This is a genomic window from Mesorhizobium sp. B2-3-12, from assembly GCF_006442205.1.
Taxonomy (GTDB): domain Bacteria; phylum Pseudomonadota; class Alphaproteobacteria; order Rhizobiales; family Rhizobiaceae; genus Mesorhizobium.
On sequence record NZ_VFVR01000004.1, the window covers coordinates 439,058 to 450,799 of the forward strand.

The following is an 11,742-nucleotide window of genomic DNA, read 5'->3' on the forward strand; positions in this document are numbered from 1 at the left end:
CGACCGCAGCGCCGGAGGCGCGAGGACGCGCAAACAGAGAAATGGCATGCGGTCGGAGACACTCTGATGCCCGATTTGTTGCTCGAACTTCGCTCCGAGGAAATCCCCGCGCGCATGCAGCGCAAGGCGGCGGGCGATTTGAAGAAAATGCTGACCGACGGTCTGGTCGAGGCGGGACTGACTTATGAGGCGGCGCGTGACTATTGGACGCCACGGCGCCTGACGCTCGATATCCGCGGGCTTACCGCACGCTCGAAGGACATTCACGAGGACATCAAGGGGCCGTCGACATCGGCGCCCGAACAGGCCGTCCAGGGCTTCCTGCGCAAGGCCGGCCTGTCATCGATCGCCGAAGCGCATGTCCATTCCGATCCGAAGAAGGGCGACTTCTACGTTGCGCATATGTCGAAGCCGGGCAGGGCGGCGGAGGAGATCATCGCCGGACTGGTGCCCGCTATCATCCGCGATTTCCCCTGGCCCAAATCCATGCGCTGGGGGCCGGCCTCGGCCAAGCCGGGCTCGCTGCGCTGGGTGCGGCCGCTGCAATCGATCCTATGCACCTTCGGCCCCGAGACCGAGGAGCCGGTCGTGGTCGATTTCGAGATCGACGGCATCCGTTCGGGCAACGTCACCTACGGCCACCGGTTTCCCGCACCCGGCGAAATCACCGTGCGCCGCTTCGATGATTATGTAAGCAAGCTCGAGGCGGGGAAGGTCGTGCTCGACGCCGACCGGCGCAAGGAGATCATCCTCGCGGACGCCCGCAACCTCGCCTTCGCCAACGGGCTCGACCTGGTCGAGGATGAGGGCTTGCTTGAGGAAGTGTCGGGGCTGGTCGAATGGCCTGTCGTGCTGATGGGCGAGTTCGAAGAGGCATTCCTGGCCATTCCCGCCGAGGTGATCCGGCTGACCATCCGCGCCAACCAGAAATGCTTCGTGACGCGGCCGCAAGGGGAAGGCGAGGCGCTCTCCAACCGCTTCATCCTCACCGCCAACATCGAGGCCAGGGACGGCGGCAAGGAGATCGCCCACGGCAACGGCAAGGTGGTGCGCGCCCGCCTCTCCGACGCGCTCTATTTCTGGACGACCGACCAGGGCGATCTACCTGACGTCGCCCAGCTCGACGCATCGGCGAAGAAATTCGGGCTCGACCTGAAGAAGCCGCTCGACCAGCGCATGGCCCGGCTCGACCATCTCAATGTGACTTTCCATGCCAAGCTCGGCACACAGGGCGAGCGGGTGGAGCGGATCGCGCGGCTGGCGGAAGAGCTGGCGCCGATCGTCGGCGCGGATCCAGCGCTGGCGCGCCGTGCCGCTATCCTGGCCAAGGCCGATCTCACCACTGAAGTGGTCGGCGAGTTTCCGGAACTGCAGGGTGCGATGGGCCGCAAATACGCGCTGCTTCAGGGCGAACATCCGTCAGTCGCCGCCGCCATCGAGGAACACTACAAGCCGCAAGGCCCGTCCGATTATGTGCCGAGCGATCCGGTGTCGGTCGCCGTGGCGCTCGCGGACAAGCTGGATACGCTGGTCGGCTTCTGGGCGATCGATGAAAAGCCGACTGGGTCCAAGGATCCCTACGCGTTGCGTCGGGCGGCGCTTGGCGTGGTGAGGCTTGCATTGGAAACCGCATTAAGGACTTCGGTTAAGGACCAAATCATAGCTTCGATCACCAGTTATATGGAGCAAGCAAGCGTGGTCGGCAGACTCCATACATTTGACGGAACGAAAATCATCACTCAGCGCGTCAAGCAGGAAAATATTGGGTCGGAGACTGAATATTCGATCGTGAACCTAGTTCGCGGTGCTTTCATGTGGGCCGGAAAATCCGATCCCCAAGTGTGGAGCGAGTTGGGAAAATTCACTGTCGCAGATTTGCTAGACGACCTCCTCTCCTTCTTCCATGATCGCCTGAAAGTCTACCTCCGCGATCAAGGTGCGCGGTACGACCTTATCGACGCGGTGCTGGCGGCAGGTTCGCGCCCAATCTCCCCCCTTGTGGGGGAGATGTCGGCGAAGCCGACAGAGGGGGGCGCTGTCCCGCCGACCTCTCAGCGCGAGGCGCCCCCCTCTGCCCTGCCGGGCATCTCACCCACAAGGGGGGAGATCGGCCAATCGCCGAACGACGACCTCCTGCAGATCGTGCGCCGCGTCGAAGCGCTTGGCTCCTTCCTCGATACCGAGGACGGCAGGAACCTGCTTGCCGGTACCAAGCGCGCGGCCAACATCCTGGCCGCCGAGGAGAAGAAGAAAACGGCGGTCGCCCAGAGCGTTGAGCCGGCGTTGTTCCGGCAAGATGCCGAGAAATCGCTGTTTGCGGCGGTGAATCAAGCCGAGAAGCAAGCCGGCGAAGCGATTCAAAATCAAGACTTTTCCGCTGCCATGCTGGCGCTTAGCGTGTTGCGTGAACCTGTTGATTCATTTTTTGAGCATGTTCTCGTGAATGATGAGGATCAGGCCGTGCGCGCCAACCGCCTTGCGCTGCTTGCCCGCATCCGCGCCGCCACCGATCAGGTCGCCGATTTCTCCAAGATCGCGGGCTAGATCGGCCGCTGCAACGGTGCTGGAGACCGGTTCCGGTGCCTTGAAAAAATATCGCCCAGCCGGCCGTTCGAGCCGGCTTACAGTCATATGACGATGATCTCTCCGTGGCAAAAGGGACATGTTCCCCAACCCAACGGAGGCTTCCATGAATTCCGATCACGAAATCGAAGTGACTGAAGAAAACCCGGCCGCCGCCGAGACGCTTGAATCCGCTTCCGAAACCGCCCTCGATCATGCCGCCGCCACGGCCGAAGCCGCCGACCTGTCAGACGATGACGAGGATGGCGAAGACGAGGATGGCGATGACGAAGACGGCGAAGAGTCCGAAGAAGAAGACGCCGATGACGCCGTGAAGGCCGAAGGCGATGACGCCGAGGAAGAATCCGAAGACGGCGAGTCCGACGAAGAAGACGACGACAAGGAAGAAGCTGCCTGATTTTTCAGGCGACGGTTTTTCTCAAATGAAGGGGCGGCGCTTTCGTGCCGCCCTTTTCGTTGGCCTTGTGTCAGTTTTCCAAACGCCGACTTTTCAATTTTCCAGAATGCTGACGCGCACGCTGTTTTCGTAGACGTCGACCTGGATCAGCGGCTCGCCATTGACGATGGCGCGCTTGGTCGAGGAACTCATCGCGCCGGGGCGTTCCAGCATGCGCTGCAGATCGGCGCGCTGGTCGTTGGTCCTGAACCAGGCATCACCCTCGTCGTCGCTGTCGCGGCGATGGAATTTGTGCCAGTTGGCGCGGTCCTGCCGCACCATCTGCGCGGCGCCGTCCAGCGCATAGCCGTCGCTCGCCTGGTGATCGCGATCCGAAATGCGCGCCACATAGGACCCCAGCATGTCGTCCGCATGGGCCGCGCCGCCAAGCAATGACGCCAGCAGCAGCCCTGCCACGGTAACGGTCTTCGAGTTTTTCATGAGCACCCCCTTGCCTTGAACAATACAAATTCCATCTGCCGGGGCCGCCTGGTGAAATTCAGGCGGCAGCGTCGGCCGGCGAGATATGCCAGGATTCGCCGGACAATGGTTCGCAGGGCGCCAGACCGCCGTCAAGCCATCGAGCCCTCTGGTCGGCCAGTCCAGTAGCTCGCTATTTGACCTTGCCGGCTGCCGAAGCAGGCTGTTGGGCCGCCGGTCGCGGCGCGGCCGCCGCCGGTGCTTTGCCTTGCGCTGCCGGCGCGGGGGCTGCCGAGGCGGTCGCCGTGGCGGGGGCGGTTGTGGCGGTGGGCGCCTTGGCTTGCGCCGGCGTCGAGAAGGCGCCGCCGACGATGCCGCCACGAATGATCATCGGGTTCTGCGGGGAAGGGTGGCCTGCCTCGGCCTTGTCCGGGATTGCCGCCACCTTTTCGTAGGTGACATCGGGCTCGCCGAGCGCAACGACAGACACCACGTCGCTCGTGTCGTTTGCTTTCAGCGTAACAATGGAGGGCGTCGAGACCGGCGCGCCGGGAAAGACCAGCGACGAGGCCTGAGCCCCGCCAGCCATTGACGCCAGAGTGATAGCAAGCGTTCCCCAGACACGCATAGACACTGACATAGCTCCCCAATTGCCGAGAAGCCGCACGATAGTGCTCGGCGATTGACGCCGGCTTTCATGGAAACGTAGCATTTTAGGAATTGATGATTTGCCAATGCCCGCTTGCTCCGGCGGCGCCGTCGTACTACGCAGCCGGCATCCGCGAGGTGACGAGAGTGGCTGAAATACTTGCCGTCGGCAAAGCGATGGAACCGGCGTTGGCGCTGCTTGAGGGCGGCGATGTCGTCGCCATCCCGACCGAAACCGTCTATGGACTGGCCGGCGACGCCACCAACGGCATCGGCGTGGCGCGCATCTTCGAGGCCAAGGGACGGCCGCGGTTCAATCCGCTGATCGCCCATGTCGCCGACATGGCGATGGCCGAGCGCATCGCGCTGTTCGATCCGCTGTCGGAGAAACTCGCGCTTGCCTTCTGGCCGGGTCCGCTGACGCTGGTCCTGCCGCAGCGCCCCGGCAACGGCATTCATCCGCTGGTCACAGCCGGGCTGGACACCATTGCCTTGCGCATGCCTAGGGGGTTTGGCGGCGACCTCATAGCCAGGCTTGGCCGACCGCTTGCCGCGCCCAGCGCCAATTCCTCCGGCAGGATCAGCGCCACGACGGCGCAAGCCGTTGCGGTGGACCTCGGCGCCCGCATCACGCTGGTGGTTGATGGCGGCGCCACGCCGGTCGGGCTGGAATCGACCATCGTCAAGGTCGAAGGCGAAAGATTGCGGCTGCTTCGGCCAGGCGGCGTTGCCGCGGAAGAGATCGAAGCTGTCATCGGCATGGAGCTGCTGCGCGGCGGTGGCACCGGCATCGAGGCGCCGGGCATGCTCGCCTCGCACTACGCGCCGGGTGCCGCTGTTCGGCTCAATGCCCAGTCGGTCGGCGAGGGTGAAGCGCTGCTCGCTTTCGGGAGCCAAAGAGCTGATGGCTGGCGCGGCGCAACCGCTTTTCTCAACCTGTCGGTGTCGGGCGACCTGCGTGAAGCGGCGAGCAATCTGTTCGCCTACATGCAGGATCTCGACCGTAGCGGCGCGCGCACCATCGCGGTTGAGACCATTCCCTTTGACGGACTCGGCGAGGCGATCAACGACCGGCTTTCGCGTGCCGCCGCTCCTCGTGACAACGCACAGCCCACAAAGTAGTTTTCCCGCATGACCGAAACTGTGAAGACACTCGATCCCGCTCTCATCGATCGTTTCGCGGCGATCGTCGGCGAGAAATATGCTCTGCGCGATCAGCAGGACATCGCGCCTTATCTCATCGAGCGACGCGGACTCTGGCATGGCGTGACGTCCCTGGTGCTGCGACCGGGCAGCGTCGAGGAGGTCAGCCGGATCATGCGGCTGGCGACAGAGACCGGAACCCCGGTCGTGCCGCAAAGCGGCAACACCGGGCTGGTCTGCGCGCAGGTGCCGGACAAATCCGGCCATGAAATCGTCCTGTCGCTGTCGCGGCTGAACCGCATCCGCGAGATCGATGTCCTGTCCAACACGGTCACGGTCGAGGCCGGCGTCATCCTGCAGACGCTGCAGGAAGCGGCCGATGCCGCCGACCGGTTGTTTCCGCTGTCGCTCGCCGCGCAAGGGTCCTGCCAGATCGGCGGCAACCTTTCGTCCAATGCCGGTGGCACCGGCGTGCTTGCCTATGGCAATGCACGTGAACTCTGTCTTGGCGTCGAAGTGGTGCTGCCGACGGGCGAGGTGTTCGACGATTTGCGCAAGCTGAAGAAGGACAACACCGGCTACGACCTGAAGAACCTGTTCGTCGGCGCCGAAGGCACGCTGGGCATCATCACCGCCGCCGTGCTCAAACTGTTTCCCAAGCCCAAGGGACGCGAGGTCGCCTTCGTCGGCCTGTCGTCGCCCGCCGCCGCCCTTTCCCTGTTCAGCCTGGCCATGGATCGCGCCGGGGCGGCACTCACCGCCTTCGAACTGATCGGCAAGCGGCCATACGACTTCACTCTGGCGCACGCCCCGGGGGTGACCCGACCGTTGATGGAGGATTGGCCCTGGTATGTGCTGATGCAGATATCCTCAGGCCGCTCGTCGGAGGATTCGCGGGCGCTGATCGAGGACGTGCTCTCGGCGGGCCTCGAGCAGGAATTCGTCGGCGATGCCGTCATCGCCGCCAGCCTGGGGCAGGGCGATGCCTTCTGGAACTTCCGCGAGCTGCTGCCCGAGGCGCAGAAGCCGGAAGGCGCTTCGATCAAGCACGACATATCAGTGCCGATCGCATCGATCCCGCGCTTCATCGAGGAGGCCGCCGGCGCGGTGGCCTCGGTCAGTGCCGGCGCCCGTGTGGTCTGCTTCGGCCATATGGGCGACGGCAATCTTCATTATAACATCTCGCGGCCCGTGGACGGCGACGACGAGGCGTTTCTGGCGCTCTATCATGCCATGAACAAGGCCGTGCATGACGTGGTGCGCAGCCTGCACGGTTCGATCTCGGCCGAGCACGGCATCGGCCAGTTGAAGCGCGACGAACTGATCGCCACCGCGCCGCCGATGGCCATCGATCTGATGCGCCGGGTAAAGGCCGCCTTCGATCCGGCCGGCATCATGAATCCGGGTAAGGTTATCTGATCCTTTCAACATCTTGTGGTCGGTGGCATTCCGATAACCATCCCTGAGATCAGCAAAATTTAACCGACTTTCTTAAGCGCGGCGGTAAGGAGCCGGCGCTACTGTTTCCCCATAACGAGGCCGGGAAAACTGGCCCGGAGAGAACCGGACACCGGCTCTCAGGAGACAGACAGGAAGGCGCTCTATGAACGTGAACACTGGACTTAAGCCAGTCTGGGCGGGACGCAACATGCGCCTCGACCCATTCCGCCTGCCGCAGGTGGTGAGCTACGCGACGCGCGACGATTATGGCGACGTGACCTTCACCATCGACCAGCGTGGCGCCGTGATCCGCCGCATGCTCGAGATGAGTGGCCTGCCGGCGATCATCGTCCTGCCAGCCAATGCATTTCGCGGCGTCGCCGCCCGTGCGATGGAGGATCCGGAAGGCAATGTCACGGTGACCCTGGAACTCCTGCACAACGATCCGATGCTGTCGGTGCCGCTGCTGGTGGCCGACGATCTCGAGGACGTTGCCGCCGACTGGCGCGCCTGGGCGGATGCCTACCGTCTGCCGATGCTGCTGATCGAATCCGACGGCGTAGCCCGCACGCTCGAGGAATCGCTCGGCGCCGCCATCAAGACACTACCGCCGCAGGACCGCCGCAAGGGCCGCGTGTCCAACACGCGCCGCCCGCGTTTCCTTGCCCGTCGCAGAACCGGGAACCTCGGTTTGAGGCTCGTCATTGACGGCCAGGAAATCATTTCACGGGAGTAGCCTTCTTCTCCCCGTAAACGGGATTACACCAGCGGCTTCAGCGCCACCCACAATGCACCGCCGATCAGGCCGAGGAAGATCAGCCAGCCGACCTGGTTGTTCGACCGGAACAGCCGCAGGCACTGGTCCGGATCGCTAATGTCTAGAACCGCGATCTGCCGGGCCAGATGGGCACCGGCGGCGATCAATCCCGCCAGCGCCACCACCGGGGCCTGCGCCGATGCGAAGGCGATGGCAAAGCAGATCAGCATGCCGCCATAGAGCCCTGCCAGCCACGCCTTGGTGTTGTCGCCGAACAGCCGTGCCGTCGAGCGCACGCCGACAATGGCATCGTCTTCCTTGTCCTGATGCGCGTAGATCGTGTCATAGCCGATCACCCACAGGATCGAACCGATATAAAGCATGACGGCGGGGCCATCGAGATCGCCGAACTCGACCGCCCATCCCATCAGCGCGCCCCAGGAAAAGGCGAGCCCCAGAAACAGTTGCGGCCAGTTGGTGATCCGCTTCATGAATGGATAGACGGCGACGATCACCAGCGAGCAGACGCCGAGCAGAATGGCGAAGCTGTTGAACTGCAGGAGAACCGCCAGGCCGACCAAGGCCTGCAGCAGGAGAAACAGCCAGGCTCGCCGGCGCGTGGCCTGGCCGGACGGCAGCGGGCGCGAGCGGGTGCGCTCGACCTGGTTGTCGATGTCCTCGTCGACAATGTCGTTATAGGTGCAGCCGGCGCCGCGCATGGCGACGGCACCGACCAGGAACAGCACGAGGTACAGGGGCGCCGGCAGCAGCGAGAGCAGCGGGTCGCCGGGGCGGGGATAGGCGCTCGCGGCAAGTGCCGCCGACCACCAGCACGGCCACAGAAGCAGCTGCCAGCCTATCGGCCGGTCCCATCGCGCAAGCTGCGCGTAGGGCCAGATCGCGCGCGGCAGCACGCGATAGACCCAATGGCCGTTCGGCGCATCGGCGACACGGCCCTGGGCCGTTTTCGACTGGATTTGTTCCATCGGCATGGAGTGGCAGCAGCGGTTGAAACCGTCAAGCGGCAAGCAGGCGCGCGGCGCTCCTCAATCCGTCATGAGGTGAAGATATCGCGCTGGGAAAACCAGTCCTTCGCCACCTCGATGAAAGCCAACGCCGCCTTCGACACGCGCTGCTGTGTATCGTGGGTGAGGATGATGCGCTGCATGGGCAGCGGATCCGACAGTGGCCTGCAAACGAGGGGCAGACCGTCATAGCTGCGGTCGCCATGCGGGCGGGTATAGCTGACCGCAACGCCGAAGCCGTTCGCCACCATGCTGCGCTGGAGTTCGAACGAGCTCGTGCGCCTGTGGGCAACGGGCGATAGGCCGCGCCCGCGGAACAGGTCGAGCATATGCTGCCAGCTATGCGGCTGGTCGGTGGTGATCAGCGGATAGGCGGCCAGATCGGCCAGGCTGACCTCGGGGCGGTCCGCCAGCGCATGGCCCGCCGACAACAGCGCGTGCGGCCGCAATTCGTGCAGCAGGATGCGGGCGAAGTGCGACGGCAGGCCAAGATCGTAGCTGAGCCCGAGATCGACGGCGGAGTCCGACAGGCGTCGCCCGAGCGTCTCGAATGTCTCGTCCCGAACGACGACATCGACCTCTGGATGGCGTTCGGAAAAGGCGCGGATGAGGCTCGGCGCGAAATAGGGCGCCAGATCCTCGAAACATCCAAGCACCAGTTCGCCGCCGACCGTCGAACTGACCTTGCCCAGACCCAGGAGTTCGTCCGTCTCGGCAAGGACCTGCTTCGCCTTCGCCACCACGACCCGGCCGAAGGAGGTCAGCGACACGCCGCTTCCCCGCTGGCGCACGAAAAGCTTCTGGCCGAAATCCTTTTCGATCGCGTCGATGGCCACCGAAATCGACGGCTGCGAAATGTTGAGCGCCCGGGCCGCGCCGGTAACGCTGCCATGGCGGGCAACGGCGATGAGGTAGCGTAGCTGGGTGAGGCTGAGGCTCATAGCTGAAGCCTATGTGTCAGATGAGAAGTTATTATTTTACTGAATGAGTTGCCGCTGCGATAGTCGCGTCGATCCTGAAAGGAGGACAACATGGCTTCACAGACCGTTGCTCGCGCCATCGACACCGAAATCATCGATGCCCAGACAATCGCCGACTACCAGCGTGACGGCGCAGTCTGCGTACGCGGCGCCTTCAAGGGCTGGGTCGACACGATTGCCGCCGGCATCGAGCGCAACATCCAGAACCGCAGCGCCACGGCGTCCGACATCGCCAATGGCAAAGGCAGCTTTTTCGACGACTACTGCAACTGGGAGCGCATTCCCGAATTCGTCCAGGTGGTGCGCGAATCGCCTGCGGCGCGACTGGCGGCCGCGGTGATGCGGTCGCGCACCGCGCAGTTCTTCCACGACCACGTCCTGGTCAAGGAACCCGGTACGCAGAAGCCGACGCCGTGGCACCAGGACATTCCCTATTATTTTGTCGACGGCCAGCAGACGGTGAGCTTCTGGATCCCGATCGACCCGGTGAAGGAGGCGACGCTGAGGCTGATCGCCGGTTCGCACAAATGGGACAAGATGGTCCTGCCGGTGCGCTGGCTGAACGAAGACAATTTCTATGCAGGCGAAGGCGACTACCGGCCGGTACCGGACCCTGACAACGATCCCTCGATGAAGGTTCTCGAATGGGAGATGGAGCCGGGCGACGCCATCTTGTTCGACTTCCGCACCGCGCATGGCGCACGCGGCAACATGACCGCGGCACGTCGCCGGGCGCTGTCGCTGCGCTGGGTCGGCGACGATGCCCATTATGTGGAGCGGCCCGGCCGCACCTCACCGCCCTATCATGGTCATGGCATGCAGCCGGGACAGAAGCTGCGCGAGGACTGGTTTCCGGTCATCTTTCAGAACTGAGCGAGAAGCCAGAATAGAGACGCCGATAGCGGCGCCTCTATTCTGCAGGGGTAACGTTCCCGTGCGCAATTTCGATCAATCCACCCTGATGCCTTGACCCGTCGCCCGGAGAGCAATAGCGGGTGTTCTCCTAAGTCGGCATCAAGAGGTGGCCATGAACGTTCTTCTTCTCGGCTCGGGCGGCCGCGAACATGCGCTGGCCTGGAAGATCGCCGCGTCGCCGCTGCTGACCAAGCTCTACGCGGCTCCAGGCAATCCGGGCATCGGCGCAGAGGCCGAACTGGCAAAGCTTGATATTGCCGACCATGCCGCAGTCGCCGCCTTCTGCCGCGAGAAAAAAATCGATCTTGTCGTGGTCGGTCCGGAAGGGCCGCTCGTCGCCGGCATCGCCGATGATCTGCGCGCCGAAAACCTCCGCGTCTTCGGGCCTTCGAAGGCCGCCGCGCGGCTGGAAGGCTCGAAGGGTTTTACCAAGGATCTCTGCGCCCGGTACAGCATCCCGACCGCCGCCTATGGCCGTTTCGGTGACCTGGCCTCCGCCAGGGCCTATGTCGAAAAGACAGGCACGCCGATCGTCATCAAGGCCGACGGGTTGGCGGCCGGCAAGGGCGTCACCGTCGCCATGACGATGGATGAGGCGCAGGCGGCACTCGCTTCCTGCTTCGACGGCTCCTTCGGCGCCGCCGGCGCCGAGGTGGTGATCGAGGAATTCATGACCGGCGAGGAAGCGAGCTTCTTCTGCCTTTGCGACGGCACCACGGCACTGCCCTTCGGCACCGCACAGGACCACAAGCGCGTCGGCGACGGCGATGTCGGACCCAACACCGGCGGCATGGGCGCCTATTCGCCGGCCCCGGTGATGACGCCTGACATGATCGAGCGCACGATGCGCGAGATCATCGAGCCGACCATGCGCGGCATGGCCGAGCTTGGCGCGCCCTTCGCCGGCATTCTGTTCGCCGGGCTGATGATCACGGACAAGGGACCCAAGCTGATCGAATACAACACCCGCTTCGGCGACCCGGAATGCCAGGTGCTGATGATGCGCCTCAGGGATGACCTTCTGGTCCTGCTCAATGCCGCCGTCGACGGCCAGCTCGCGCATACCTCCGTGCGCTGGCGCGACGAGGCGGCGCTCACCGTGGTGATGGCGGCGAGGGGCTACCCCGGCACGCCGGAAAAAGGCTCCGTCATTCGCGGCGTCGAGAACGCCGCGGGCGAAGGCGTCCAGATTTTCCATGCCGGCACCGCCATCAATGGCGGTGCGTTGGTGGCCAATGGCGGTCGCGTCCTCAACGTCACGGCGACCGGCGCCACCGTCGGCGAGGCGCAGGCGCGGGCCTATGCCGCGCTCGACCGCATCGACTGGCCGGACGGCTTCTGCCGCCGCGATATCGGCTGGCAGGCCGTGGCGCGCGAACAGGCTGGCTGAAGCGC

At 64.1% G+C, this 11,742-nt stretch carries 11 protein-coding genes; 7 read left to right on the forward strand and 4 right to left on the reverse strand.

All coding sequences use genetic code 11. The features are described 5' to 3' along the window. The first annotated feature begins 66 nt into the window (after nt 1–66). Nucleotides 67–2,544 carry a glycine--tRNA ligase subunit beta gene (gene glyS, locus FJ948_RS15455; protein ID WP_140705755.1) on the forward strand — a complete coding sequence of 826 codons (2,478 nt, stop codon included), beginning with the start codon at nt 67–69 and terminating at the stop codon, nt 2,542–2,544. Nucleotides 2,545–2,689: 145 nt separating this feature from the next. Further along, a complete protein-coding gene (locus tag FJ948_RS15460; protein ID WP_140705756.1) occupies nt 2,690–2,980 on the forward strand; it encodes an ATPase in 291 nt (96 codons plus the stop codon). Nucleotides 2,981–3,073: 93 nt separating this feature from the next. Here the strand turns inward: FJ948_RS15460 and FJ948_RS15465 are convergent, their stop codons facing one another. Then, nucleotides 3,074–3,460: a hypothetical protein gene (locus FJ948_RS15465; RefSeq protein ID WP_140705757.1), complete on the reverse strand. Its 387-nt coding sequence runs from the start codon at nt 3,458–3,460 to the stop codon at nt 3,074–3,076. Between the two features lie 172 nt (nt 3,461–3,632). Continuing rightward, the gene (locus FJ948_RS15470) at nt 3,633–4,028 is read right to left on the reverse strand and encodes a hypothetical protein (protein WP_246677528.1); all 396 of its coding nucleotides are present in this window, start codon (nt 4,026–4,028) and stop codon (nt 3,633–3,635) included. A gap of 206 nt (nt 4,029–4,234) precedes the next feature. Here FJ948_RS15470 and FJ948_RS15475 point away from each other — a divergent pair, with 206 nt between their 5' ends. The 3 genes from FJ948_RS15475 to FJ948_RS15485 all read left to right on the forward strand — a co-directional run bounded on the left by FJ948_RS15475 (nt 4,235) and on the right by FJ948_RS15485 (nt 7,406). Further along, nucleotides 4,235–5,209, forward strand: a complete 975-nt coding sequence (locus FJ948_RS15475; protein WP_181173673.1) for an L-threonylcarbamoyladenylate synthase — start codon at nt 4,235–4,237, stop codon at nt 5,207–5,209. A gap of 9 nt (nt 5,210–5,218) precedes the next feature. Further along, nucleotides 5,219–6,649, forward strand: a complete 1,431-nt coding sequence (locus FJ948_RS15480; RefSeq protein ID WP_140705761.1) for an FAD-binding oxidoreductase — start codon at nt 5,219–5,221, stop codon at nt 6,647–6,649. Between the two features lie 190 nt (nt 6,650–6,839). After that, nucleotides 6,840–7,406 carry a DUF6101 family protein gene (locus FJ948_RS15485; protein WP_140705926.1) on the forward strand — a complete coding sequence of 189 codons (567 nt, stop codon included), beginning with the start codon at nt 6,840–6,842 and terminating at the stop codon, nt 7,404–7,406. A gap of 23 nt (nt 7,407–7,429) precedes the next feature. On the opposite strand, the gene ubiA is transcribed toward FJ948_RS15485, so the two are convergent. Together ubiA and FJ948_RS15495 are read right to left on the reverse strand one after the other, a co-directional pair. Continuing rightward, the gene (ubiA, locus tag FJ948_RS15490; RefSeq protein ID WP_181173689.1) at nt 7,430–8,413 is read right to left on the reverse strand and encodes a 4-hydroxybenzoate octaprenyltransferase; all 984 of its coding nucleotides are present in this window, start codon (nt 8,411–8,413) and stop codon (nt 7,430–7,432) included. 68 nt (nt 8,414–8,481) lie between these two features. After that, complete coding sequence (locus FJ948_RS15495) at nt 8,482–9,393, reverse strand: LysR family transcriptional regulator (RefSeq protein WP_140705764.1); 912 nt, start codon at nt 9,391–9,393, stop codon at nt 8,482–8,484. A gap of 90 nt (nt 9,394–9,483) precedes the next feature. Between FJ948_RS15495 and FJ948_RS15500 the strand changes: the two genes are divergently transcribed. Further along, entirely contained in the window at nt 9,484–10,305 is an 822-nt protein-coding gene (locus FJ948_RS15500) for a phytanoyl-CoA dioxygenase family protein (protein ID WP_140705766.1), read from the forward strand. Nucleotides 10,306–10,459: 154 nt separating this feature from the next. Continuing rightward, entirely contained in the window at nt 10,460–11,737 is a 1,278-nt protein-coding gene (gene purD, locus FJ948_RS15505) for a phosphoribosylamine--glycine ligase (RefSeq protein WP_140705768.1), read from the forward strand. Nucleotides 11,738–11,742 lie beyond the last annotated feature (5 nt).